Source organism: Burkholderia sp. JP2-270 (assembly GCF_003233675.1).
In the GTDB taxonomy this organism is placed as follows: Bacteria; Pseudomonadota; Gammaproteobacteria; order Burkholderiales; family Burkholderiaceae; genus Burkholderia; species Burkholderia pyrrocinia_C.
Genome location: NZ_CP029825.1, coordinates 1,038,238 through 1,063,401, shown reverse-complemented (window position 1 = coordinate 1,063,401; position 25,164 = coordinate 1,038,238). Strand labels below are relative to the sequence as shown.

Annotated in this window: 27 protein-coding genes and 1 tRNA gene; 12 read left to right on the top strand and 16 right to left on the bottom strand. The window is 63.8% G+C overall.

Translation table 11 applies throughout. The features are described 5' to 3' along the window. Positions 1–14: 14 nt before the first annotated feature. Positions 15–1,316 carry an aspartate aminotransferase family protein gene (locus tag DM992_RS22680; RefSeq protein WP_111018734.1) on the bottom strand — a complete coding sequence of 434 codons (1,302 nt, stop codon included), beginning with the start codon at positions 1,314–1,316 and terminating at the stop codon, positions 15–17. Between the two features lie 78 nt (positions 1,317–1,394). Between DM992_RS22680 and DM992_RS22675 the strand changes: the two genes are divergently transcribed. Next, positions 1,395–2,279, top strand: a complete 885-nt coding sequence (locus tag DM992_RS22675) for a LysR family transcriptional regulator (RefSeq protein ID WP_111018733.1) — start codon at positions 1,395–1,397, stop codon at positions 2,277–2,279. 66 nt (positions 2,280–2,345) lie between these two features. Here the strand turns inward: DM992_RS22675 and DM992_RS41770 are convergent, their stop codons facing one another. Continuing rightward, positions 2,346–2,498, bottom strand: a complete 153-nt coding sequence (locus DM992_RS41770; protein ID WP_162631715.1) for a hypothetical protein — start codon at positions 2,496–2,498, stop codon at positions 2,346–2,348. A 42-nt stretch (positions 2,499–2,540) separates the two neighbouring features. After that, entirely contained in the window at positions 2,541–3,782 is a 1,242-nt protein-coding gene (locus tag DM992_RS22670; RefSeq protein WP_111018732.1) for an MFS transporter, read from the bottom strand. 140 nt (positions 3,783–3,922) lie between these two features. Between DM992_RS22670 and DM992_RS22665 the strand changes: the two genes are divergently transcribed. From DM992_RS22665 to DM992_RS22635, 7 genes are all read left to right on the top strand, one after another. Beyond that, entirely contained in the window at positions 3,923–4,795 is an 873-nt protein-coding gene (locus DM992_RS22665; RefSeq protein WP_111018731.1) for a LysR family transcriptional regulator, read from the top strand. Between the two features lie 929 nt (positions 4,796–5,724). Continuing rightward, the gene (locus DM992_RS22660; protein ID WP_111018730.1) at positions 5,725–8,475 is read left to right on the top strand and encodes a type VI secretion system Vgr family protein; all 2,751 of its coding nucleotides are present in this window, start codon (positions 5,725–5,727) and stop codon (positions 8,473–8,475) included. Then, entirely contained in the window at positions 8,472–9,050 is a 579-nt protein-coding gene (locus tag DM992_RS41765; protein ID WP_162631714.1) for a hypothetical protein, read from the top strand. The genes DM992_RS22660 and DM992_RS41765 overlap by 4 nt, the downstream gene beginning before the upstream one ends. Before the next feature lie 3 nt (positions 9,051–9,053). Then, a complete protein-coding gene (locus DM992_RS22650) occupies positions 9,054–10,817 on the top strand; it encodes a LysM peptidoglycan-binding domain-containing protein (RefSeq protein WP_111018728.1) in 1,764 nt (587 codons plus the stop codon). Then, complete coding sequence (locus DM992_RS22645; protein WP_111018727.1) at positions 10,814–11,299, top strand: hypothetical protein; 486 nt, start codon at positions 10,814–10,816, stop codon at positions 11,297–11,299. The genes DM992_RS22650 and DM992_RS22645 overlap by 4 nt, the downstream gene beginning before the upstream one ends. A 61-nt stretch (positions 11,300–11,360) precedes the next feature. Beyond that, the gene (locus tag DM992_RS22640; protein ID WP_081938415.1) at positions 11,361–11,612 is read left to right on the top strand and encodes a PAAR domain-containing protein; all 252 of its coding nucleotides are present in this window, start codon (positions 11,361–11,363) and stop codon (positions 11,610–11,612) included. A 37-nt stretch (positions 11,613–11,649) separates the two neighbouring features. Continuing rightward, on the top strand, positions 11,650–12,105 hold the full coding sequence (locus DM992_RS22635; protein ID WP_111018726.1) for a hypothetical protein: 456 nt from the start codon (positions 11,650–11,652) through the stop codon (positions 12,103–12,105). A gap of 187 nt (positions 12,106–12,292) precedes the next feature. Here the strand turns inward: DM992_RS22635 and DM992_RS22630 are convergent. Then, positions 12,293–12,377 (bottom strand) — tRNA-Leu (locus DM992_RS22630). Between the two features lie 146 nt (positions 12,378–12,523). On the opposite strand from DM992_RS22630, the gene DM992_RS22625 reads away from it, so the two are divergent. Continuing rightward, positions 12,524–13,849: a protein kinase gene (locus DM992_RS22625; protein ID WP_111018725.1), complete on the top strand. Its 1,326-nt coding sequence runs from the start codon at positions 12,524–12,526 to the stop codon at positions 13,847–13,849. A 51-nt stretch (positions 13,850–13,900) separates the two neighbouring features. On the opposite strand, the gene DM992_RS22620 is transcribed toward DM992_RS22625, so the two are convergent. From DM992_RS22620 to DM992_RS22585, 8 genes are all read right to left on the bottom strand, one after another. Then, complete coding sequence (locus tag DM992_RS22620; protein WP_111018724.1) at positions 13,901–14,530, bottom strand: LysE family translocator; 630 nt, start codon at positions 14,528–14,530, stop codon at positions 13,901–13,903. Positions 14,531–14,622: 92 nt separating this feature from the next. Beyond that, on the bottom strand, positions 14,623–14,796 hold the full coding sequence (locus DM992_RS42355; protein ID WP_204356168.1) for a hypothetical protein: 174 nt from the start codon (positions 14,794–14,796) through the stop codon (positions 14,623–14,625). A gap of 39 nt (positions 14,797–14,835) precedes the next feature. Beyond that, positions 14,836–15,282, bottom strand: a complete 447-nt coding sequence (locus DM992_RS22610; RefSeq protein ID WP_111018722.1) for a copper chaperone PCu(A)C — start codon at positions 15,280–15,282, stop codon at positions 14,836–14,838. Positions 15,283–15,365: 83 nt separating this feature from the next. Further along, the gene (gene copC, locus DM992_RS22605) at positions 15,366–15,731 is read right to left on the bottom strand and encodes a copper homeostasis periplasmic binding protein CopC (RefSeq protein WP_111018721.1); all 366 of its coding nucleotides are present in this window, start codon (positions 15,729–15,731) and stop codon (positions 15,366–15,368) included. 258 nt (positions 15,732–15,989) lie between these two features. Then, positions 15,990–16,367 carry a DUF2946 domain-containing protein gene (locus tag DM992_RS22600; protein WP_111018720.1) on the bottom strand — a complete coding sequence of 126 codons (378 nt, stop codon included), beginning with the start codon at positions 16,365–16,367 and terminating at the stop codon, positions 15,990–15,992. A 92-nt stretch (positions 16,368–16,459) separates the two neighbouring features. Continuing rightward, entirely contained in the window at positions 16,460–16,954 is a 495-nt protein-coding gene (locus DM992_RS22595) for an SRPBCC family protein (protein WP_111020353.1), read from the bottom strand. A 58-nt stretch (positions 16,955–17,012) separates the two neighbouring features. Next, a complete protein-coding gene (locus DM992_RS22590; protein ID WP_034180650.1) occupies positions 17,013–17,315 on the bottom strand; it encodes a 2Fe-2S iron-sulfur cluster-binding protein in 303 nt (100 codons plus the stop codon). Between the two features lie 80 nt (positions 17,316–17,395). Continuing rightward, a complete protein-coding gene (locus DM992_RS22585; RefSeq protein WP_111018719.1) occupies positions 17,396–19,300 on the bottom strand; it encodes a sigma-54-dependent Fis family transcriptional regulator in 1,905 nt (634 codons plus the stop codon). Between the two features lie 379 nt (positions 19,301–19,679). On the opposite strand from DM992_RS22585, the gene DM992_RS22580 reads away from it, so the two are divergent. Both DM992_RS22580 and DM992_RS22575 read left to right on the top strand, forming a co-directional pair. After that, positions 19,680–19,871, top strand: a complete 192-nt coding sequence (locus DM992_RS22580; RefSeq protein ID WP_034181003.1) for a DUF2964 family protein — start codon at positions 19,680–19,682, stop codon at positions 19,869–19,871. A 239-nt stretch (positions 19,872–20,110) separates the two neighbouring features. After that, positions 20,111–20,398: a DUF1488 domain-containing protein gene (locus tag DM992_RS22575; RefSeq protein WP_034180648.1), complete on the top strand. Its 288-nt coding sequence runs from the start codon at positions 20,111–20,113 to the stop codon at positions 20,396–20,398. 152 nt (positions 20,399–20,550) lie between these two features. Here the strand turns inward: DM992_RS22575 and DM992_RS22570 are convergent, their stop codons facing one another. From DM992_RS22570 to DM992_RS22560, 3 genes are read right to left on the bottom strand one after another with little or no spacing between them, the layout of a single operon-like run. Continuing rightward, entirely contained in the window at positions 20,551–21,414 is an 864-nt protein-coding gene (locus tag DM992_RS22570) for an MBL fold metallo-hydrolase (RefSeq protein WP_111018718.1), read from the bottom strand. Positions 21,415–21,417: 3 nt separating this feature from the next. After that, complete coding sequence (locus DM992_RS22565; RefSeq protein ID WP_111018717.1) at positions 21,418–21,744, bottom strand: hypothetical protein; 327 nt, start codon at positions 21,742–21,744, stop codon at positions 21,418–21,420. A gap of 13 nt (positions 21,745–21,757) precedes the next feature. Further along, positions 21,758–22,297 (bottom strand): sugar ABC transporter, encoded by a 540-nt coding sequence (locus tag DM992_RS22560; RefSeq protein WP_111018716.1) that lies wholly within the window; start codon positions 22,295–22,297, stop codon positions 21,758–21,760. Between the two features lie 200 nt (positions 22,298–22,497). Here DM992_RS22560 and DM992_RS22555 point away from each other — a divergent pair, with 200 nt between their 5' ends. Beyond that, complete coding sequence (locus tag DM992_RS22555) at positions 22,498–23,349, top strand: LysR substrate-binding domain-containing protein (protein ID WP_111018715.1); 852 nt, start codon at positions 22,498–22,500, stop codon at positions 23,347–23,349. A 90-nt stretch (positions 23,350–23,439) separates the two neighbouring features. Here the strand turns inward: DM992_RS22555 and DM992_RS22550 are convergent, their stop codons facing one another. Further along, positions 23,440–24,741: an NCS2 family permease gene (locus DM992_RS22550; protein ID WP_111018714.1), complete on the bottom strand. Its 1,302-nt coding sequence runs from the start codon at positions 24,739–24,741 to the stop codon at positions 23,440–23,442. Between the last annotated feature and the right edge of the window lie 423 nt (positions 24,742–25,164).

The following is a 25,164-nucleotide window of genomic DNA, read 5'->3' as shown; positions in this document are numbered from 1 at the left end:
GTTACCGCGTGCCGTTACAGCGCGCGTTCGATCGCCTGTCCGAGCAGCGATAATCCAAGATCGATCTCTTCGTCGCTGACGGTCAGCGGCGGCGCGATCCGGAACACGCCGCCCATGCCCGGCAACTGCACGATGTTCATGCTGAGCCCCAGGTTCATGCACTCACGCGTGATCTTCGCGCCGAGCCCGTCCGCCGGCTCTTTCGTCCGGCGATCCTTGACGATCTCGACGCCGAGCAGCAGCCCGCGTCCGCGCACGTCGCCGATGCAGTCGAACCGTTCCATCAGGTCGAGCAGGCCGCGCCTGAGCCGGTCGCCCATCGCGTTCGCGCGTGCGACGAGCCCGTCGCGCTGCACGACGTCCAGCACGCGCAGGCCGACGGCCGCGGGCAGCGGGTCGGACACGTGCGTCGTGTAGAACAGGTAGCCGAGTTCGTGCGCGCGTTCCTCGATCGCCGCGGACGTCACGATGGCCGCGAGCGGCAGCCCGGCGCCGAGCGTCTTCGACAGCGTCAGGATGTCGGGCGTCACGCCGTCGCGCTGGCACGCGAACATCGTGCCGGTGCGTCCGACGCCCGTCTGCGCCTCGTCGAGGATCAGCAGCATCCCGCGTTCCTGGCACTTGCGCTTGAGCGCCGCCATATAGCCTTCCGGCAGTTCGATGATCCCGCCCGAACTGAGGATCGGCTCCGCGATGAATGCGGCGAGATTGCCGCTCGACTGGCGATCGATCAGGTCGAACGCATAGTCGAGTTCGGCGAGATAGTCGTAGGCGCCGTCGCGCTCGAAGCGCGGCCGGTACGTGAACGGCGCCGGAATCGCGAACGAGCCGACCGCGGCCGGGCCGACGCCCTTGCGGCCCGCGCTGTACGTGGCCGATGCGGCCGCGCCCGTCATCCCGTGCCACGACTGCGCGAAGCCGACGATCTCGTACTTGCCGGTGACGAGCTTCGCCATCCGGATTGCCGCTTCGTTCGATTCCGCGCCGGTGCTGAGCAGCAGCGCGCGGTCGAGCCCGTCGGGCGTGATGTCGGCGAGGCGTGTCGCGAGGTCGACGACCGGCCGCGACAGCATCCCGCTGAACAGATGATCGAGCTTGCCCGCGTATTCGCCGATGACGGAGACGATCTCCGGATGGCAGTGGCCGAGCACCGCGCTCATCTGCCCCGACGTGAAATCGAGAATCGCGCGGCCGTCCGCGTCGTAGACGAAGCTGCCTTTCGCGCGCTCGATGATCATCGGCTCGAACGTGCCGCCGTAGCGGACCAGGTGCTGCCTGGCGTTGCGCCAGAAGGTTGCGTCGTCGTTCAGGGACATCGGGCTTCTCCGGGCAAAGGGGCAGGGATCGCTTGCAGTCTAGGCGCGCGTCTGGTTTGATGGAAACGAATAGTTCTTATGCAAGGTAGAAAAGGAGCTAATACCTTGGGACTCTCGCTCGAAATCGACCTGCTGCGTTCGTTCGTCGTGATCGCCGAAGTGCGCGCGCTCAGCCGCGCGGCCGTGCGCGTCGGCCGGACCCAGTCCGCGCTCAGCCAGCAGATGAAGCGGCTCGAGGATATCGTCGACCAGCCGCTGTTTCAGCGCACCGGCCGCGGCGTCGTGCTGACCCACCCGGGCGAGCGGCTGCTCGTGCATGCGCAGCGCATCCTGCGGCTGCACGACGAGGCGATGGCCGACCTGTGCGGCACGGGGCTGTCGGGGACCATCCGGTTCGGGTGCCCGGACGATTACGCGGAGGTGTTTCTGCCGTCGCTGCTGCGGCAGTTTTCGAGCCAGCATCCGCAGGCGATCGTCGAAATCGTATGCGGGCCGACGCCGCGGCTGCTCGAACAGCTGGAGAAACGCGCGGTCGATCTCGCGATGATTTCATTGCCGGACGACGGGGCGAACGACGACATCATTCGCCGCGAGCAACTGGTCTGGATCGGCTATCCGGGGCTGGAGCCCGCGCATTTCGACCCGCTGCCGCTCGCGCTTTCCGACCGCGATACGCTCGATCACATCGCGGCTTGCGAAGCGTTGAATCGCGCCGGCCGCGACTATCGCGTCGCGTATGCGAGCAGCAGTCTCGCGGGGCTGATCGCGCTGGTGCGCTCGGGGCAGGCGTTCGCGGTGATGACGCAGACGGCGGTGCCGGCCGACCTGGCGATCGTCAACGGCGATCCGCGGTTGCCGCCGTTGCCGGCCGTGGGCATTACGCTGAAGTTCGACCGGAAACGACCTTCGCATCTGACGGCGGCGTTCGCCGAGCATATCCGGCTGACGCTGCCATTGTTGTGATGGGCAACGCGCGGCGGTGCGGACGACGCACGTGACCGTTGCGCCACCGTTTGTCGCGGCTTCGAATCAGCCGACCATCGACGAAGCCGACACCTGCGCGCGGCCATGTGCATCCGCAGCGGCATCGCGCACCCGGTTCTTCACCCACATGCCCGGCAGATTTAGTTCGATTTCCTGATATACGTTGACCGGTTCGGAATCGGCGGCGCCATACAGCACGCGGCGATTGACCGGAAAACGCGGGGATGCCCGCCGCGCCTGTTACGCGCGGGTCAATCGCCGTGCAGCCAGCAGCCCGAGAGCGAGCAGCACCGCGACATACGCGGCGACGCTCGCCCACGCGCCGTGTTGCCAGAACGACCCGCCGACCGAACCGAGCACGCTCGACCCGAGATAGTACGCAAGCAGGTACAGCGATGCGGCGTGCCCCTTCGCGGGTCCTGCCAGATGGCCGACCCAGCCGCTCGCGACCGCATGGGCGACGAAGAAGCCGATCGTGACGAGCACGATGCCGACGACGATCGCGACGAGCGAATGCGACAGCGTCAGTGCGAGGCCCGCCGCGAATACGAGAATGCCGCTGACCAGCACCGGTGCCCGTCCGAGGCGGTCGGCTAGCGCGCCTGCGCTCGATGAAGACACCATCCCGAACAGGTAGGCGCCGAAGATCAGGCCGCACTCGGTCGAGCTCAGGTTGAAGGGGGCCGCCGTGAGGCGGAACCCCGCATAGTTGTAGATCGTCACGAACGCGCCCATCACCAGGAAGCCGATCGCGAACACGAACGGCAGCCGGGCGTGACGCAGTTGCGCGTTCCACAGCCGCAAATGGTGGCGCAGCGTCAGATCGGTGCGCTTCACGAAGCGTCGCGATTGCGGCAGCAGCATCACGAAGGCAACTGCCGCGACGAGATCGACGACGCCGATCGTCAGCATCGCCGTCCGCCACGAGAAGTGTTCTTCCAGTGCGCTCATGCCGATCCGTCCGACCATGCCGCCGAACGCGGTCCCGCCGACATAGAGCCCCATCGAGAAACCGAGCCCGTCGGACGCGATTTCTTCGGCGAGATAGGCCATTGCGACCGCCGGGACGCCGCCCAGCGCGAAACCTTCGAGCGCGCGCCAGACCAGCAGCAGGGTCCAGTTGGGCGACAGCGCGGCGAGCACATTGAACAGTGCGGCCAGCGTCATCGACGCGAACATCAGCCCGCGTCGTCCGACGCGTTCGGACAGTGCGCCGGCACACAAAATGGAGACCGCCAGCATCCCGGTCGACAGCGACAGCGATAGCGAACTCGACGCCGCGCCCAGCCCGAACTCCCGTGCGAACGCGGGAAGCAGCGGCTGGACGCAGTACAGCAGCGAGAAGGTGGAAAAGCCGGCGAGGAAGAGCGCCAGCGCGATGTGCTTGTACGCGGCCGAGCGCGGGGAAACGCCGGCAGGCAGCGCGTCCGGCGCGGCGTTTTGCGTTCCGGGCATGGATCGGGAAATCGAAGGGGAGGACATGGGGTGCACTCGATGTGCGATGGAATGCCTGAATTCTTGCGCACCGTCATGTATATGTCCAATATATGAAAGAAACCGTAGCGATATGTTTAACCACTGGCTGACGAGTCAGCTTGGCTCACCGTGAGGTCGCGTAGCGAATGGAACTCAGGCATCTCCGATACTTTCTGGCCGTGGCGGCCACGTCGAATTTCACCAAGGCTGCCGAAACGCTCGGCATCGGGCAGCCGCCGTTGAGCCAGCAGATCAAGGCGCTCGAGAGCGAACTCGGCGTGGATCTGTTCAAACGAACCGCGCGCGGTGCCGAGCTGACGCTGGGGGGCGAGGTCTTCGCGGAAGAGGCGCGCCGCGTGCTCGACGATGCCGAGCGTGCGGCACGGGCGGCAAGGCGGGCTGCGCGCGGGGAAACCGGCCATCTGCGGGTCGGCTTCACCGGGACGGCGGCGTTCAATTCGAAAGTGTCGGATCTGATTCGCCGCTTTCGGGAGGCGTTTCCCGATGCGGAGCTGACGTTGCAGGAAGCGACCTCGGGCGTCCTGCTGGACGCGCTGGATGCAGGGCGCCTCGACGTCGCGATCGTGCGGCCGGAACGCCGCGTCGCCGCGACGTTGCGGGTGACCGACTGGGACGAAGAGCCGATGTATGTCGCGCTGCCCGTCGCGCATCGGCTGGCGCAGCGTCGGCGCATCGATCTGGCCGAGCTGGCCGACGAGTCGTTCGTGCAGGTGCCGCGGGAGGCCGGCAGCGCGCTGTTCGACGATATCGTCGCCGCATGCAATGCCGCCGGATTCGAGCCGCGCATGGCGCAACCCGCGCCGCAAATTTCGTCCGCGGTGACGCTGGTCGCGGCCGGGCTGGGCGTGTCTGTCGTGCCGAAGGCGATTACGCAGGTGCAGGTTGCCGGGGTCGTCTATCGGCCGTTCGCGGGTAATGCGCTTCGTGCAAGGCTGGCCATTGCGTCGCGATGCGACGAGCCGTCGGCGGTCGTTCGCAATTTTCTGTTGCTGGCGTAGCGGGGTGCCCGGGGGATTGGGTCAAAATAAAAAACCGCGAAGCTTTGCGCTGCCGACGGTTCTTTGGAAATGCCGTGAAACGCTCTAAAACTTAATCTGGTGTCACGTTGGCATCCACGTTTAAAAAAATTCAACGTCGTAAGCATTAAGTCATCTTAATGGGTGTGTGCCAACAGGCTCACAATCCGCCTGAATGAACTGTGCGAGAATTGTTCGATGAAACTGGAGATATCGATCCTTCACAGCGGGCTGATAAATCACGAAGAAGGCTGCACAATTTGTTGCTGGAATAGTCGCGAGATTAATGATGTCTTGGAAATTTTGACTTGAATCGCATTGACGTACGATATTACGAGCTGGATTAGCCGTCTGCCGTTCAGTTGGCCGAGCTGAGCGGATGACGAGTCAACGATTGCTGCGTGACTGGCGTTGGCTGCGACTTCGCGAGCATACAGGTCGGCGACGTGGTGCACAGTGGGTCCCCACTGAATAGTGAATGGAACATCGTTGCCGCGTACCACGCCTACTGGAAGCGGCCTCGGCGGTAGAGAGTCGATCGACGTCGTTGAGGGACACTTTGCTCGGTCGCGAGGAACCACGGGTTGGTTTCTGATGACTTCGACGCCATCGATGATTGCAATGGCCTAATCCAGCCTCAATTAATTACAATTCTATTAATTTTGGTATTTTATTGAATGAAATAGAAAGAAATGTGTTTGGAAGTTGGAATTTTTACGGTGTCGAGGGTGAGCGCGCTTCTTTCGAGAGTCGTGTATTAATTTTTGTTAGGCCATTTTGTTGTTTTCAGGATTAATGTACATTCTCGCGACTTGTCGTTGCCACTAAAATTGCGGCGGCGTAACGGGGAGCCGTTCCCGTGAGAGTGCAGGCCGCTGCGGGCCTGCAAAGAACAAGAAGATGGATAGCGAATGAACATGACCGAAGTGGTTCAGGCGATTCGTGGCGGCCTGATCCAACAAGACCGCCTGCTCAAGGCGAGTATCCCGGCGTTGCCGGAGAACGCGCTCGTACCACGACGAGCCGTGACCTATTCCGAGCTCGGCCGTGACTTCAGTGTCACGCTCGATATGGTATCCACCGCAGGCGACATCGAGCTCAAAACGCTGATCGCCCAACCGATGACGCTTTGGATTCAGCAAGCGAACAAGTCCTATCGGCCACTCAACGGCTACATTCATACAGCTCGCAGACTTGGCGCTGACGGCGGCCTTTCAAGTTATCAATTGACTTTCGCTTCGTGGATGCATTTCCTCAAGTTTCGTAGCGATATGCGGTACTGGCAGGACGAGAGTGTCGACGCCATCATCACGGACGTATTTAATGCGCATCCGCAAGCTCGCGGGCAATTCGAGTTTGCTTTGCTGAAGCCATTACCTCCGCGTTCGTACTGTCGCCAGAGTGAGACCGATTGGAATTTTGTCCATCGATTGCTGGAGGAGGAAGGGCTGTTCGGTTTCTGGCGCCAGGACAACGACGGGAAGTCGCATAGGCTTGTCGTGACCGATGACGTCTACTCGCTCGATGAGATGTTTCCCAATTCAGTTGGGTTTTCCAGATCGGGAGCACGTGGCGAAACGGATGCCTTTACGCAGTGGGCGGGTTCGCGAACATTGCAAAGTACTGTTCACACGACGCGCACGTTCGACTACAAAGCCCCGTCATCCCTCGCCAATCCTAAAGGCACCACGCTACCGACGATGTCCGGCCAAGGGAGTTTGCCGGATCAGGCAGAAGTCTACGAATACACGGGTGCCTATACGTATTTGGATCGGAATCGAGGGGAGCATCTCTCAAAGATTCACTTGGAGGAATGGGAGTCGCGAGCGAAGCGATTTTCCGGCGTGGGGGGTGTTCGGGCTATCGATGCCGGTTGCCGATTTGTGTTAACGGGGCATCCGGAACACGACCGCGACCCGGTCGGTCAGCGCGAATTCGCCGCGATCAAGGTGCATCGGTATATCGAGAACAACTTGCCACTATCGAATCATGAAGCGACCTTTCCATACAGCCTGCAGGGCGAACTCGCGCAGGCCAAGCTGGGGCAAGCGGGTGGAGTCGTCACTCATGATGACGGTTCAGCCGGCTTTTATCGGGTCGAAGTCGAGGCGCAGCGTGTGACGGTCCCGTATCGGAGCCCGTTCGAGCACAAGAAGCCGGCGATGGAGCTGGAGACGGCAATCGTTGTCGGGCCACAGGGCGAAGAGGTATACACGGACGCATTGAACCGGGTCAAGGTCATGTTCGTATGGGACCGGCAAAACTCGGGAGACGCGAGCGCGTCGTGCTGGGTGAGAGTCGCGCAATCGGATACGGGCGGCGGATACGGGAGTGTTCACGTTCCGCGAGTCGGTGAAGAAGTGCTGGTTGGTTATGTCGGCGGGGACTGTGACAGGCCCATCGTGCTGCATCGCGTTTACAACGGGAACGTTCAACCGCAGTGGCATAGCAACGGCATCCTGTCGGGTTACCGGTCGAAGGAGTATTCGGGGGCCGGTTATAACGAAATGGTTCTGGACGATGCGACGGGACAGAATCGCGCCAGGCTGTTCAGCAGCAATGGCAACAGTTTGCTGCACCTGGGATACCTGATCGACCAGAGCGGCAATGCGCGCGGCTCGTATCTCGGTTCGGGATTCGACCTGAAAACGGATTCGTACGGTGCCGTGCGTGCCGCACGAGGGTTGTACGTCACGACGCATCCGAAACAGGCGAACAGTCAGCAACTCGACGTGCGCGAAGCGCAGCAGCAACTCGTCGGAGCTGAAAGCATGATCGAAGCAATGTCGCAGGCGAGTCAGGCGCATCAGGCAGAAAGTCTCGCGGACGGGCACGCAGCGTTGAAGGCTTTTACCAATGCAACGCAAGGCAGCGCACAGGGCACGCAGTCGGGCGGCAGAACGGGGGGAGGCGGTGCCGGCAACGCCAACGCATTCCAGACCCCCGTCATGCTGCTCGCCAGTCCGTCCGGCGTTGCGTTGTCCACGCAGCAATCAGTGCATGTTTCGAGCGACCAGCAGACCAATCTGGTCAGCGGGCAGGGCATGTTCATCGCCAGCGGAAAGTCGCTTGTGGCGAGCGTCGCGGAGAAGATCAGCCTGTTCGTGCAGAACGCGGGGATGAAGCTGTTCGCTGCGAAGGGCAAGGTCGAGATTCAGGCACAGGGCGACCAGATGGCGTTCGCCGCCCTGAAGGACCTCACGATCAGCAGCACCGATGGAAAGGTGGTTATCTCAGCGGCAAAGGAAGTCTGGATTGGCGCGGGCGGGTCGTACATCCAGATCAATGGCAGCGGGATCGTCAATGGCTCGCCGGGAACGATTCTGGAGCGGGCCGCAAGCTGGGATGTGCCGGGACCGGACTCGGTACGCATGCCGTTGCCGCCGATGCCGATACCTCAGAGTGCCGGGCCGTATAGCTTGCGATTCGATCTGTCGGGAGCACTCGCGGACGGAGAAATACTCGGGAATGCGCCGTACACGATCAAGGTCGGTGAGGATTCGCACTATTACGGAACGCTCGATCAGGATGGCATGACCGGCAGAGTCTTCACGGAGAAGGAAGAGGCTGTTCATGTCAGCATACGACATGGCGATTGGACTCATCATCTGGATACCGTCCACGATGATCTGTTTTCTGACGGAGATGGAGTGCAGGGATGACGCAAGGGCACACTAAAAAAATGAGATTGAAGGGATTCTCCGGAGTTCGTTCGTATCAGGCTCGATCCAGGTTTTTCTGGATGTTGTTGTTCTGCTCGGTGGCATTCGGCTGTAAGGCCCAGAGTCAGGCGCCCGCCGCGGAAAATGTCACGCCGGCAAGCTCGGGATATAAAACGGAGATCTTCAACCTCGTGGATCCGGATGGAGATCAGGCCGGATCCGTGACCGGGCGGACAGTGTCGACCGCGTTCGATCATTTTCTGAACCTGTCCGGCCTGGATGTGCAAATGCTTCGGAAGCGCCTGCTGAGCGGTCCGGCGACGGAAGGATCGCTTTGGAAGATGGGCGAGTCTCGCGAGTGGCTCTACCACGTTTGCCAGGCGAATCAGTGCAACGTCACGAATGTCGCGATGCTTTACGACGAACAGTCCCATCGCACCGCCGGGCGCTTGCTGTATCGCTGCGTGCCGCAATGGCTAGGGAATCCGAGCGACGCAGAAAAGGCGCTCATCGAGACGCAATATCCGATCAAGATCGATGCGGATGACGCTCGAATTTTTTGCAAGAAGAAGTGAACCATGAGCAAGGGTGGAATCAAGGAGTTCCTTGGCGCACTATTTCAGAGCGAAGGTGGCGGGAACTACCAGGTCATCAACAAGTACGGATACGTCGGCAAGTATCAGTTTGGCGAGTCCGCATTGAGTGACCTTGGCTATTACGTGTCGGACGGTTCGTCTCCCATCATCCAGTTGCCGCACCACCATACGAAGTTCCAGTATCAATGGAAAGGGACATGGACCGGAAAGGATGGAATCCACAGCCTGGAGGATTTCAGAAGCTCTCCGGACGAACAGGACGTGGCGGCTGTATCGTGGGTCAGGCTGCTTTGTTCGCGGGCTCGTCGACAAGGTGCGGACCAATACGAGGGCAAGGTCATTGCCGGAATAACGATCACGCATTCCGGTATTGTCGGCGCAGCTCACCTCAAGGGTTTCGGAACGGCCAAGCATCCCGGCGTGATGAAATTTCTGGAATCGAACGGGGCCGATGATCCGGCGGACGCGAACGGCACTACGGTTTCGGACTATATCGACAAGTTCGGCGATTACGACCTCGGCTGCTGCTCGGGCGCGTTGGGTGTTCAATTCGTCAACAAGAAAAAGCAGCCGATTTCCGGCGTGCATTATCAGGTGAAGTCCGGCGGGAAGGTGTTGCAGGAGGGTCGTAGCGACGCTTCTGGAAAAATCAGTCAACCTGTCAAGAACGTTCCATTCACTGAGACACTGGAAGTCTGGGTGAAGGAGGTGGAAGCGAATCTCGAACGGGCGTGGACGGGTTCGATTTCCGGCTCGTTTGCCACGTTGACGCTGACCAGTCCGCATAGCAAAGTCGAAGCGCGGACAAATGCACATCCCGGGTCCCCGGGGGATCACCGCCGGAATAGCAAGCTGGGCGCGTATATGGTCAAGCATGGCGATTCGCTGTGGAAAATCGCACACCAGCATGGGACGAGTGTTGCCGAGCTCCGGCGCGTTAATCCCGGGCTGGACGGCAACTTGATTACGCCCGGGCAGCAAATCAAGCTGCCGTCGAACGGCACGGCATCGGGAGCAGCGTCCTCGGTAGCCCCCTCTGCAACGGCGGCAACTTCGGCGCCCATCTCGCCGGCGGCAAGGCCATCTTCAACCGCAGCATCGTCTGCACCTGCGTCACCGGCAGCGGCCTCGTCGGCAGAGCAAGCGGATAAATCTTCTCAGGCATCGCAGCAAGCGAAAGTGACCCGCAACGACAACGGTCACCCTGTTGCCGTCGCGCAGGCGTCCGACGATTCGCCGCCGGACGGCGATCCCAAGCAGAAGATGTTCGAGATTTTGCGTAGAGACGCAAAGTACGGTAAGCGTAAGGCCAATTTCAGTGGGCCTGCCGCGGTAAACAAGGCGAAGTTGGGGCAGCCGATCTACAGCGTTGCCAAAGCTCCCGGCGTGTCGACGATGGAGTGCTGGAAGTATGTGAAAATCGCGCTAATGGCTTCCGGTATGGTCGATTCGTATCCGCCTCAGGTCGAAGCCAAAGATGCCGGCATCGATCTTGAAAAGGCAGGATTTAAAAACATTCTTTCCGATCCGTCTTATCACATCGCGAGCCCCTATGATGCCCCCGAGGGTGCGGTGATCGTTTACGGTACGACCGATGGATCGACCCATGGTCATGCAGAGGTCGTATTGCCCGGACCTCTATTTGCGAGCGATTACATCAGTCCGAATAGCAGAGTGATGCGCAAGGGCGAGAAGCCCACGTTGATCGGAAAGGGCCGAAAGGTGACAGGAGTCTGGGTCAAATGAAATGGAAGGCTTGGTTTTTGGTTTCCGGCGCAGTGCTTTCTTGCTGGGGGGCGACAGCCCTGGCTGATCAGGGCAACTCCGATCCGTTCGTCGCGTTTCAGCAGCGGTTCGGCGGCAATCAGGAGTTCGTCTGTACGGCAAAGGGCGGGAAGAAGCTTTCCGTCAATGTTGGCGTGCCGCAGGCGGATTCCGATCAGATGAAGGTGGTTCCCCGCCAGGAGTGGGGCAATGTCCTGTCGATCTACCTCTCTAGAGGCGAGGGGAAGCCGATTGATTCGTCATGGGGAACGCCGCAATTCGATCAGTCGATGAAGCTCATGTCGATACGGCTACAGAGCGGCAAGATGCTCGTTTTCGAGCGGTTTCGAGATATCCCCGATCCCGATGCGGACGAAAAGCATTTCGATCGCAAGCCGTACTTCGATCTGACGATCGACAACGGAGTAAAGCTGCGTTGCAGTCAGGTATTCAACTTGCCCTGACGCGTGAAAATCTCGTTGATTCCGTTCAGGCAGCCGGTGATTGCCGAATGAGGGAAACTCCATGATTGATCTGATTCGACTCGGCGACACCACTGACCACGGGGGCGAGGTTATTACTGCCTCGGAGACCATGCGCTACGGCGGGCGGCGTGTGGCGCGCAAGGGGGACTTAGTGAAGTGTCCCCAGCATCCCGACGTGAATCCGAACGTGATTCTGGAAGGCGATGCCAAAATAACCGATCGCGGTGTATGGGTAGCGCGGCAGGGTCACCGTGCTACGTGTGGATGCGCGCTGATTTCGAGCTTAGGGTAAGTTTGTTGCCTCTGCGGCACGGTCAAAAGGATTGTTCATGCTGAAGTCGCTTAAATTCGCAGTATGCGCACTGATCTTCACCGTTACATTGATCAACGTGGCATGTGCCCGTGATCTGGACAAGAGTGACCCTGACCGTGCCCAGATACTGGCGGCCGTTCACCGGTTGAACGACAACGATTCGGACCTGAAGGACTATCGCTATTTCGTGGTCGACCTGGCCAAAGACCACGATGCCGCATTCTTATGTGCCGCATTGGCGGATAAGGATGGCGATTTGGAGATGACGGACGACCAGGCAGGGATCATGACGTTCGCGCTGGAAAAGCGTGGCCCGCAATGGGTGGCGACCAAACTGAGTGGCGTAGGATTTACTGTTGGCGCAAAGCCTGTGCAATCGGATTGCAAGGTACGCGGTCGCATTGTCAGCGCGCGCGATGATATCAATGCCGTGTTGGTGGCGACGGGGCACCAACCATTGGCTTCCCGCTGATCATGGAGATTGCTGTCTGGAGCGCGGCTGAATGTTCAGTGGAGAATTGCGCCCAGCGCGTCGTCCAGCCAGTCGATCGGAAGTGCCTGATGTAACGCCGGTTACCTGTCTTTGATCTTCAGAGTCTTGGCTCGGTGCCGCCTCAAAGACGAGGACTCACGATCTCGAAATGCGGAGAAACCGCATCTGGTGCCGACGGCGAGACTCGAACTCGCACAGCTTTCGCCACTACCCCCTCAAGATAGCGTGTCTACCAATTTCACCACGTCGGCACTGCACTGCAAGGGGCGCAATTCTAGCGTCACATTGCGCTTTTGTGAAGGGGGTATGACACGGTTGCGGTGTGTGTGAGAGCGATCCCGGTAGAATCCGTTCGATCGGTCCGACGATCATCGCAACCGCAACCCGCTTTCTCCCAGTGACCACCACTCTCGAACAACTGCAGGCCGGGCAACTGTCAGGCGCCCGGCAACTCAAGCTCGCGTGCGGGCTGACCGAATTTCCGCGCGAGATTTTCGATCTCGCCGACACGCTCGAAGTGCTCGACCTGTCCGGCAATGCGCTCGCAGCGCTGCCGGACGACCTGTCACGGCTGCACCGCCTGCGCATCCTGTTCGCGTCCGGCAACCGCTTCACCGCCTTCCCCGAGGTGCTCGGCGCGTGTGAGCAGCTCGACATGATCGGCTTCAAGGCGAACCGGATCCGCACGGTGCCGCGCGGATCGCTGCCGCGCGCGCTGCGCTGGCTGATCCTCACCGACAACGAAATCGACGCATTGCCCGCCGAGATCGGCGACTGCTCGCGATTGCAGAAGCTGATGCTCGCGGGCAACCGGCTGCGCGCGCTGCCTGCCGAAATGGCCGCGTGCCGTGCGCTCGAACTGGTGCGCCTGTCGGCGAACCGGCTGGACGAACTGCCCGACTGGTTGCCGCGCCTGCCGCGCCTTGCGTGGCTCGCATACTCCGGCAATCCGTTCAGCGCCGCACAGGAAGCCGTGGCGTCGGCCGGGCCGGAGGTCGCGGACGTCGACTGGGCGTCGCTCTCGTGCGACCAGAAGCTGGGCGAAGGCGCGTCGGGCGTCATTTACCGCGCGCAATGGCGTGCGGACGGTCATGCGCCGCGAGCGGTCGCGGTCAAGCTGTTCAAGGGCGCGGTGACGAGCGACGGGCTGCCCGATTGTGAAATGGCCGCGTGCCTGCACGCCGGCCGCCATCCGAACGTGATTCCGGTGATCGGCAAGGTGCGCGGTCATCCGGACGGCACGCACGGCCTCGTGATGGAACTGGTCGACCCTGCGCTCGCGAACCTGGCCGGGCCGCCGAGCTTCGCAACCTGCACGCGCGACGTGTATGCGGCCGACGCACGATTCGAGCAGGAAGAGGCGGTGCGGATCGCGCACGGCATCGCGTCGGCCGCGCGCCATCTGCACGCGCGCGGCATCATGCATGGCGACCTGTATGCGCACAACATCCTGCACGACGGTGAAGGCGGCGCGCTGCTGGGCGATTTCGGTGCGGCATCGTTCTACGACACGATCGACGCGCAGCACGGTGCCCGGCTCGAACGGCTGGAAGTCCGTGCGTTCGGCCATCTGCTCGGCGAACTGCTTGCGCATTGCGCGCCGCGCACATGGGGCGAGGCGAGTGACCTGGAAGCGCTCGCTGCGGCTTGCGTGAGCGAGGACATCGATACCCGGCCGTCGTTCGACGGGATTGTCGCCGCGCTGGCCGCGTGGAAGGTCTGACGGGGACGGGCTGCCCGCCGAGCCGTCCGTTGCCCGGCGTGCGTGCGCTTGTTAAACCTGCCGTGCAGTCAGCAGCTTGATCCCGAGCCCGACGAACAGCAGCCCGCTGGCGCGCTTGAGCGCGCGCACCGCGCGGCTCATGCCGAAGCCGCGATGGAACCGGCGCACGCCGGCCGAATAGATGCTGTGAACGACCACGACGGTGCACGCGATCGTCACGTACATCACGACGAACTGCAGCGCGAGCGGGCGGTCGTGCACGATGAACTGCGGCATGAACGCCGACAGGAAGATCATCGTCTTCGGATTGCTGCCCGACACGAACAGTGCTTCGCGGAACAGCTTCCCCCGCTCGGGCACGGCGATCTCCGCTGTGCCGGTCGAAGCGGCGGCCTTGCGGTCGCCGCGCAGTTGCCGGACGCCCAGAACCATCAGGTACGCGGCGCCCACGACCTTCATCGCGACGAACAGCGGCGGCATCGCGGCGAGCACCGCGCCGACGCCGAGCGCGACCAGCAGCACGACCACGCCCTGCGCGACGAGGTTGCCCGCGATCGTCGCGGCGGTGCCGTGCGTGCCGTAGCGCACGGTATTGCGGATGACGAGCAGCACGTTTGGCCCCGGCGACAGCGTCGTGGCGAGATAGGCTGCGGCAAACAGCATCCAGGTCTGAATGGACATGCGTCGCTCCGGGAGGCGGATCCGGCGGGAGGGGTGAAGCGATGATGCCACGCCAAAATGGCGCAAGCATTCGCCGGAACCGGCGCGGTGCGTCAGCGCGCGTCGCGCATGCAGTATGCGGGGATCGACAGCGGCGTATCGATCGCAGCCGGACGCGTCATCCACGCAATCCACGCGGCCCACAACCCGCAGGCGATCAGCACGGCGACATTCAGCGGCGTCCGGTAGCGGACGATCAGGTCGGCCAGCGGCTGGCGGTTTTTCATGTTCGTCTCCATCTGTAGTTGCGTGTGCAACCTTGCTGATTACTGGCCGGCGTACGCCGGTGCCTTCGCGTCGCAGGTCACGGACACCGTCGAGCCGTCTGCGAAATGCAGCCGGAACGGTATCTTCGCGCCGGGCGCGACGGGTTGGCGCGGTTGCTCGAGCATCACGTGATAGCTTTTCGGCTTGAACGTCACGGCGCCGTGCGCGGGCACCTCGACCGCGTCGACGTGAACCATCTTCGCGGTGCTGCCGTTCGTCTGCGTTTCATGCACCATCGCCATCCCGTACGCGGGGGTGTCGATGCCTGTCAGCCTGGCGGGTGCATCGCCGTCGTTCTTCAGCGTGAAGTAACCGGACGACGGCACCGTCGCCGGCATCGCACGGATCCAGCAGTTGTCGGCCTGCACGGCCGGTGCGGCGAATGTGGCGGGGGCTTGCAGCGCCAGCAGCGCGAAGAGCAGGCCGGTCGGAATCGAGCGTTTCATTGTTTGTTCTCCTTATCGGGGGTGCCGCGTGAGGCATCGACGGCCGTGCGATCGGCGCGGCATGCCGATGCGCATCGCGTGTATCACTTCAGCGTGAACGTGTAGCGGCCGTTCGTGCGATGGCCGTCGCTGGCTACCGCGATCCACGCGACCGTGTACGTGCCGGCCGTCAGGCTGGCCAGCGCGACGTGCATCCGTTTCCGGTTGCCGGTGTCGACGGCCGATTTCCCGTCGGCGACCGACTGCCCGTTGCTGTCGGTGACGGCGATCGAGCTGAAGGCAGGCTCGAGCGCTTCGCTGAAATCGATCGTGACCGCGTGCGGTGCGCTCGAAAGCGTGGCGCCGGCGGCCGGTTCCTGTGTTTTCGGGAGCGCGTGGGCCTGCGCGGCCTGGATGACGACGAAGCCGAGTGCGGCGAGTGCGCCGCGAACGAAAGGGAAGGTTTTCATGGCTGGTTGTGCGAGTGGCGAATCGGATGGACACACACGGATTCGACGGACGGATGCGCGAGCGGCATCGCAGCGGCACCGATGCCGGCTGCGGTCGGCGCGACAGTACGAACCGGAAGCGGCCAACCGCACGCACGGCACAACGCCGCGCGCAACACGGTGACACATGATCGTCCTTCGAAACGTGACACGTCACGCACGCCGGTGGCGCGCGCGGACCGCGCGATGCGCTACGGCATCACGCGTGACGACGACGGTTCAGGACGCGAACGGAGGGGCGCGCGGCTGCGCGGCCGTGAGCGGCAGCGCGCGGCGCAGGCTGTCGAAGCGGGTCGCTTCGCGGTGCTGGATGACGCGCACGTTGGCCGCGAACGTCTGTTCGGGCGCGGGTAGCGCGGGCGTATGGGCAAGCAGGCTGCAGTAGCCGCATGCCTGGAGGTGGGCCTGCAGGCTCTTCGACGACGAATCGGCTGAGCGGTCGCCGGTGGCCGGCGCGGCCGTACAGTAGCCGGCCAGCAATGCATCGACACGGCCTTGCGTCGTCAGTGCCTGCGAGATCGCCGGCGCGAGCGCCGTCATCAGGATGGCGAGCATCCCGATCAGACTGCCGATCTTCCGGAGACGACGACTCAGCATGCGATGCGCGGCGGCGTATGGGCGACGATGGAGCGGATTATGCCACGCACGTCGATTCGCATGTCGGCAGCGGCGTGCGGCATCGCGGCGCGTTATGCGTGCTTCGCCAGATATTTCGTGATCAGCATCATCTGCGCGGCCCAGCCCTGATCGTTCATCTCGCGCGCCTTCGCGCGACGCGCTTCGATCAACTGGCCGAAACCCGTTTCGGTGACCGTCAGCAGCGTGCCGCCGGCCTGTGGGGCGAGCGTGAACGTGACGAGCGTCATCGGCTCGGACGTGTAATCGAAGTTCGGATCGATCGCGAACGGATGCCAGCGAAACGAGAACAGTTGCTTCGGCTCGATGCGATCGACGACGATTTCGAACACAGTGCCCGCATAGGGCTCCTGTGTCTTGGCGATGTCGTCGTCGACGCGCGTCGGCGTGATGCGGCCGAACAGCGGCTGGTCGGCCGCGAACGGCCCGTCGAACGTGACACCGAACCAGTGGCCGAATTCTCCGGAATTGCTGACGGCTTCCCAGGCGCGGTCGGGCGATGCCGCGAGCAGGGTCTGCTTTTCGATGCGATCGGTTTGCTGGGTCATCACGTTCTCCATGCAGGATCAATCGTTGCAGGACGGCGCGCGCGACCGTGCGCCGCATCTAGTCGAGCATGACCGCGTCGGGCACGTCGAGCACGAGGTCCGACGTCGCGACGGCCACGCATGGCAGCGTATAGCCGTCGGCCTTTTCCTCGCGGCTCAACCCCGGCCATTCGATCGTATAGCGTACGCTGCCGCTGACGATCCGGCAAAGGCAGCTTCGGCACGTGCCGTTGCGGCACGAGCGCGGCAGCGACACGCGCGCGAATGCGGCTGCCTCGAGCAGCGTCAGCGAATCGGGCGCATCGAAGGTCGTGCCGAGCGGCTCGATGCGCACGAGGGGAGGGTGTTCCGGGGTGGTCATGGGAAGCGGGCGGTGGATCGGCGGCAACGCGCCAAGCATACCCGAAGCCGCGTGCGGCCGGCGCCCGCCGGCCGCGGCTATCAGTGCCGGCGCAGGTACCGGTACACGGTATTGCGCGCGAGGCCGAGCTCGCGCGCGGCCGCCGACACGTTGCCGCCGTGCCGCGCGAGCACCGCGTCGATCACCGCGGCCTGATGGCTTTGCAGCGTCGTTCCTTCGCGCGGCTCGGCCGGTGCGGTCGCGGCCGCCGCAGCGGGTGCCGCCGTCGTGTCGTCACAGTCGAGCCAGAAATCGTCGGGCAAATGCGCGAGCGTGATTTCGGCTTCGTCTTCGGCGAGCATGCCGGCCGTGCGCAGCACGTTGGTCATCTGCCGCAGGTTGCCGGGCCAGCGGTGGCGCGTGAACGCGTCGAGCACGTGGGCCGCGATGCGGCGCGGCATCGGCTCGCTGCGGGCGAGCCGCGCGAGAATCCGGTCGACGAGCGCGGGCAGGTCGGTACGCGCGGCGAGCGCCGGCAGCGTGACCGCGAGCCCGTTGATCCGGTAGAACAGGTCTTCGCGGAACGTGCCTTCGGCGATCATCGCGCGCAGGTCGCGATGGGTCGCGCAGACCACGCGCACGTCGACCGGCACCGCGCGCGCGCCGCCGAGCGGCATCACCGCGCGTTCCTGGAGCACGCGCATCAGCCTGACCTGCTGAGCGAGCGGCATGTCGCCGATTTCGTCGAGAAACAGCGTGCCGCCGTCGGCCTGCGCGATCTTGCCGGGGCTGCCGCGCTTGCGCGCGCCCGTGAACGCACCGTCCTCATAGCCGAACAGTTCGGCCTCGATCAGCGAATCGGGCAGTGCCGCGCAGTTGACCGCGACGAACGGGCCGTCCGCGCGCGGCGACGCCTGGTGCAGCGCGCGGGCGAGCCATTCCTTGCCGGTGCCGGTCTGGCCGAGGATCAGCAGCGGCAGGTCGCGCCCGCGGATCTTCGCGACGCGTTCGAGCACGGCGGCCATGCGCGCGTCGCCGGTGTCGAGCGTCGCGAACGTGATCGCGTCGGGGTCCGGCGCGCGCACGCGCGCGGCCGGTGCGGGCGGCGTGACGGCGACGGTCGCGCGCTGCGCTTCCGCGAATTCGCAGCGCGCGAGTACGCGTACGCCGGTCGACAGCGTGAGTCGGAACGTCGCGCCGGGCGCGCGCGCCGCCTGCTGCGCGAGCTGGCCGAAGCGCATGCCGAACAGCGCGTCGCAGCCTTGATGCTGCAATGCATCGAACGGCGCGCCGAGCTGGAATTGTGCGCTGCGGTTCGCGGCGATCAGCCCGCCGTCGGGGCCGAACGCGACGAGCCCCGCAAACAGCGAGTCGACGCAATCCTCGTGCGCGTGAAAGCGCAGCCGCAACGCTTCCGCACACTGGTTCGCGAACAGGTGGTTCTCGATCAGTTGCGCGGACATCCGCACGAGCGCGAGCGTATGCGGGCTCGAGCCGCGCGGGTCGCCGCTGACGTCGAGCGTGCCGAGCGTGCGGCCGAACGGATCGAAGATCGGCGCGCATGAGCAGGTGAGGATGTGATTGGCGCGCAGGAAATGTTCGGCGCCATGTACCGCGACGGCCTGGCCCGATGCGAGCGCGGTGCCGATCGCATTGGTGCCGCGCGCGCCTTCGGCCCACGACACGCCGGTGCACAGCGCGACGCGGTTGGCTTTCTCGATGAAGTCCGCGTCGCCGATGCTGTGCAGGATCACGCCGTCGGCGTCGGTCAGCAGCACGAGGCTTTGCGTATCGGCGATTTGCGCGTGGAGGTTCTCCATCACCGGGCGGGCGTGCGAGAACAGTGCGTGATTCGTGTCGAGCAGTTCGCGCAGCGCGGTGCGCGACAGCGCCGAGAAATCGGGGCGCTCGTGCGCGCGCAGGCCGACCGCGGTCGAACGCGCATGCGCCTGCGCGAGCAGGTCGGTGCGACCCGCGGCGGCGGGCAGCACGAAGGGTTGCGGCATGACTTGTCTCCTGTCGGTCCCAGTTAGCGCTTCAGCGCTTACTGGGACCCCATGCTTCGCGGTCGGTCCCGGTTAGTGCTTCAGCGCTTACTTGGGCCCCATGCTCCTCGATCGGCCACTCCTGTGCCGCGGTACTTGCCGAAGCCATATCGAAACCGTCTGCGGAATCCACGTTTCGCTTGCGGCGCACCATCGGGCGCGAAGGCCGACCATCCGGGTACGCATCATCATACAAGCGCCACGTGCGATATGCGACTGCGAACAAAATCCACTTGCTTTTAAATGGCCGCATGCAATGATGGAAATGGAACACGCACGCGCCGTGTTCCGCATTGCAACATGCATGCGACGCGACATGCATCCGTTCGGGAGACGCATCATGGTTCGGACGGAACTGAGAGTCGTGCTGGCGGCCATCGCCACCTTCATCATGCTGGGCGGCATTGCCGTGGCGATCCACGGGTTGCTGTTCGACCTGACCGATGCGGTGCGATACGGGGCGGCCGCGATTGCGGTGGGCGTCACGACGGCCGCGATCGCGCTCAACGTCTGGCCCACCGATCCGCACTGATGCCCGTTTCCGAAACGGTGCCGGAAGCCGCGCTGATCTGATGAAATGCGCGTCGGAACGACGCACGCCGGAAAATTTGTCTCCTGCGCGAAACCGTCTAAAGTGGAAAGCAACCGGCATGCATTGTCCGCGCCATACCCCGCGGACGGTGCTTTCGCTGGCGAGCCCGCGTACATTTCGTCCGGCCGGTGGCGGACGACGCACGCGGTCATTCGTTTTCTACCGGTCGAGGCGGCTTCATGCAGATCCATTTCACGAACGAGAAGCCTGAATATTCGGGGCGCGACCTGATGCTTGGGTTCACGGCGCTGGTCAATGGCGAGCGCGTCCAATGTCAGATCACCGCCGAGGCGCTGGAAGACCACTTCGGCGCGGCATCGCCGCGCTTCGAGGACATGGTCGGCGCATTCGATCAGCACCGCGATCGCATCGAGGCGGCCGCGCGGCGCCTGCTGTCGGAGACGCGCGCGCAATGCGTGACGCTGCGCAGCGGCTATGTGCGCTTCTACGAGGCGAATTGGCGCTGAACCGGACGACCGGGCAGCGACGGAGCGGGCGCCGGTTACCGGCGCCCGTGTCGTATCGGCGCATGCTCATCCGGCTGCACGCCGACGCCGTTTGATGCGTGGCCGATTCGATCGTCGTGTGGCGCGATGGCGTGCCAGTTGTTCCGTTTCGCTCAGTCCGTCCCGGTGATCGCATACACGCCACCTGTTTCGCCGTTCGTTCGCGCGATGCGTGCGAAGCCGGTTTCGGCGAGGTGCATTCCCGCAATCAGCAGGTTGTCCGAAGCAGCCTCGGCGAGTGCCGCCGCGCGCGTCGCAAATGCCTGCGACGGATCGTGATCGAACGCGATCGAGACGTCCGGGCGTGCAACCTGAATCGGCGCGAAATGCACGAGATCGCCCCAGATCAGCAGGCGCTCGCCACGCGATTCGATGCGATAACCCGTGTGGCCGGGCGTATGCCCCGGCAGCGGCACGGCTGCGATGCCGGGCAGCACGACGCCTGCTTCGACGGTACGCAGCTTCGCCCGATAGACGTCGAAAGTGTGCCGCGCGATCCGGAAGTTGACGCGAGCCCGATCGTTCGCGCGATCGTACGATTCATCGTCCAGCCAGAACTCGCGTTCCCGTTCGTGAATGACCACCTCCGCATCTGGAAAGGCCGGCTGCCCGCTCGCGTCGAGCAGGCCGCCGATGTGGTCGGGATGCGCGTGCGTCAGCAGGATCGTGTCGATGTCGCGCGTATCGACGCCGGCTCGCGACAGCGACGGAATCAGGCGACCACCCCAGTTCCGGATGCCGCCGGCGCCGGCATCGACAAGCACAGTGCGGCCGTTTCCGCGTATCAAGTAACAGTTGATGTTCACGCTGGACGGCGCGTGGATGCCCGCCCGGTGCATGATGTCGGTCGCGTCGTCGAGTGCGATGTTCGAAAGCAGGTCGAGACCGGCCGTCAGCGTGCCGTCGCTGATCGCGACGACCGAGAAATCGCCGATCCGGCGGCACGGGAACGGGAAGCAGGGAAGCGGTTCGCTCATGGATCAATGTCGGGCGTGAAGGTGGATCGTGTCGTAGCCGAAGCAGCGGATGCGTGCGACGAATCCGGTATGGCGGAGAATTTCGCGATCCAGCGCGGTCATGAATCGATCCATTAACTCAGCGGTGCGAAATGATTCGAGGCGGTAGCGGATCTCCGCGCTGACGGGATGTCCGCAGCCGTGCCTGACCGGGACATGAACGACATGGACCGTGCCGGGGGCGGCCCGCAACACGTCGGTGCAGAGGGTCGCGCAGGCCGACGAGAGCGCGTCGAGTGCGGCGTTCGACGGCATGCTCGCCTCGGGGATGAAAATCGTGACGCTGGGCATGACAGGGCTCCCGTCAGCGTGCGGACGCCGACACCGGCGCGCCGACGAGTTGATCTCCCATCGGCGCGTAGAGCCGGATCGCGGCGTCGGACGGCTCGGAAGCGAGCCGCGCCTGATCGTGCGCCAGGACTGCCAGCCAGCGATGGGCCGGCTGGCGGTCCAGCGCAATCGCGTGAATCGCGCTGGCTGCGATGCCCGCTCGCGCGAACGGCGCAGCGTTGTCGCAAACGGCCAGCCACTGATGGCCGGACACGATCGGCGCGGACGCTGCGCCGTCGTACACGTTACGTCGCCACTCGACGATATGCGGCTGCCAGCGCGCGAAATTGCCGCCGCCCTTGTCGCGATACTCGGCCGACGTCAGCACGTCGGGGCTGTCGATCGTGTGAAGCGCGAGGTAGACGGGGCCGTCGCCGCCCAGGGCGCGAAAGCGCTGCGACGTGCGGAAGCCGGATACGGAGATCAGCGCCGGAAGCTTGATCCGGCTGTAGAAATCGTTCCACTCGGCTTCGGTGGCACGGTCGGCGAAACTGCATTCAACGGCATAGATCATCACGCCTCCACGGGGAGCAAGCGGCCTTCGGGATTGATTACCGCTCGACTGGTTGAGTTTTTGTCATGATAATCAGGCGTCATAGCGGTGAAAAACGACAATTCGTCATCGCTCATTGATATTTGATCAAGCTTTGACCGACGACCGTCGGACCGGGAGCAATCGTGACGCGACGCAGGATTCCGAGCAATTCGGCATTGATGGCATTCGAGGCCGCGGCGCGGCACGGCAGCTTCGCGCGCGCCGCCGACGAACTGGCATTGACGGAAGGGGCGATCAGCCGGCAGATCGGCCGGCTGGAGACGTTTCTCGGCGTGGCGCTGTTCGAGCGTGTCGGCAACCGCGTTCGGGTTGCACCGAACGGCGCGCGCTATGCGGCGCAGGTTCGCGAGGTGCTGGACCGGCTCGAGCGCGACAGCCAGTACATGATGGGGCAGCCCGGCGACGGCGGCAGCGTCGATATCGCGGTGACGCCGACGTTTGCGACGCGCTGGCTGATTCCGCGGCTCAAGCGGTTCCAGGCGCAGCACCCGAACATCACGGTGCATTTAGCGGATCGCGCGGATCCGTTCGTACTGGCCGGCAGCGGATTCGATGCTGCGATTCACTTCGAGCATCCGGCCTGGGCCGGCATGCGTACGTACCGGTTATGCGAGGAGGTGCTGGTGCCGGTCTGCCATCCGTCGCTGCTCGCGGGCGGGCATCCGGACGCGTTGCTGGGCAGGCTGCCGCGCCTTCACAAGCGCCAGACGCCCGACGCGTGGTCGGCGTACGTGCAGGAGACGGGGGTGCCGGTGAGCAATCCGGCCGCCGGCGCGCGCTACGATCTTTACTCGATGCTGATCGCGGCGGCCCTGGCCGGGCTCGGCGTCGCACTGGTGCCGCGGCTGTATGTCGACACCGAGATCGCGCAAGGGTTGCTCGCCGCGCCCTGGCCGGACGGTCGGGGTGTGGTCAAGCGCTTCTGTCTCGTGCTGCCCGAAGCGCTGGATCTGGGCGACGGGCCGCTGCAGACCTTTGCGCGCTGGGTGCTCGGGGAAGCCGATGCATGACGCGGCGGCGTTCGCGCCGGGCACATGCTCGAACGAAAACGCCACCCGAAGGCGGCGTTTCTCATTGAGCATCGCGCCGAAGCGCATCCGTCATTCGCTGCCGAGATAGAAGTAGCGGAACAGGAACACGGCCGCGATGATCCACACGATCGGCTTGACCGTGCGGGCCTGGCCCGTCAGCAGCTTGAGGCCGCCGTATGCGATGAAGCCGAACGCGACGCCGTTCGCGATCGAGTACGTGAACGGCATCAGCAGCGCGGTCAGCGCGGCCGGCACGGCTTCCGTCGCATCGTCCCAGGGCACGTCGACCATCTCGCGCAGCATCAGGCACGACACGTACAGCAGCGCAGGAGCCGTTGCGTAGCCCGGCACGACGCCGGCGAGCGGCGCGATGAACAGGCACGCGAGGAACAGCACCGCGACGGTGATGGCCGTCACGCCCGTGCGGCCGCCGGCCTGCACGCCCGATGCGCTCTCGATATACGCGGTGGTCGACGACGTGCCGAGCAGCGAGCCCGCGACGATCGCCGTGCTGTCGGCGAGCAGCGCCTTGTTCAGGCGGTTCATCTTGCCTTCGACGAGCAGGCCCGCGCGGTTCGCGACGCCCATCAGCGTGCCCGTCGCGTCGAACAGCTCGACGAGGAAGAACACCAGGATCACGTTGATGATGCCGGTCGACAGCGCGGCGCCGATGTCGAGCTTGAACAGCGTCGCGTCGATCGACGGCGGCGCGGAAAACACGCCGTGGAACTGGTTGTCGCCGAAGAAGAACGACAGGATCGTGACGCCGATGATGCCGATCAGGATCGCGCCGCGCACGCGCAGGTAGTCGAGCGTGACGATCGTGAAGAAGCCGACGATCGCAAGGATCGTGTCGTGCTTGTGCAGATCGCCGAGCGTGACGAGCGTGGCCGGGCTGCCGACGATCACGCCCGACGTCTTCAGCGAGATGATGCCGAGGAACAGGCCGATGCCGGCGGTGATCGAAATCCGCAGCGATTTCGGAATGCCGTTGACGATCGCTTCGCGCACGCGGAACAGCGTGACGAGCAGGAACAGGCAGCCGGAGATGAACACTGCACCGAGCGCGGCCTGCCACGTGAAGCCCATCCCCTTGACGACCGTGTACGCGAAATACGCGTTCAGGCCCATGCCGGGTGCGCACGCGATCGGGTAGTTCGCATACAGCCCCATGATGATCGAAGCCAGCGCCGCGACGAGGCAGGTCGCGACGAACACGGATTCCTTCGGCATGCCGGCGTCGCCGAGGATCGCGGGGTTGACGAAGATGATGTAGGCCATCGTCAGGAACGTGGTGACGCCCGCGAGTATTTCGGTGCGGAAGTCGGTGCCGGCTTCAGCGAAGCCGAAATACCGCTTGATGGATTCCATTAGGGCGTTTCTCCGGTCGGGTTGTCGTGTTGCTTGTTGTGCCGAATTGTTGTAAAGGCAGCGGCCGGCTTAATGTAACCAGCCACTATTGCCCGGCTATCGGCGGATTGTAATAGCGCGGATAGCTCGGACGATATAGTTGGAGGGCACGATCGGCTGCCGGTGCGCGAACGGTCTGGCAGCCCGGCCGCGCGACGAAGGCGCGCATTTTACCGGTTCGGGCGGAACGGGCAGGCGGAAAGGGTAAAAACGGGAGCGTGACGAACAGGGGGCCGGCCGATGCGTGCGCAACGGCACACCGGCCATATTGCGCGCAGCCGGTACGCGATGACATTCGACTGAAACGGAGCGTCTGCATGCTGCACGAATACGGTGCAGGCATCACGTGCACGACGACGTGCACGCGAACGCGCGTGCGTGGCC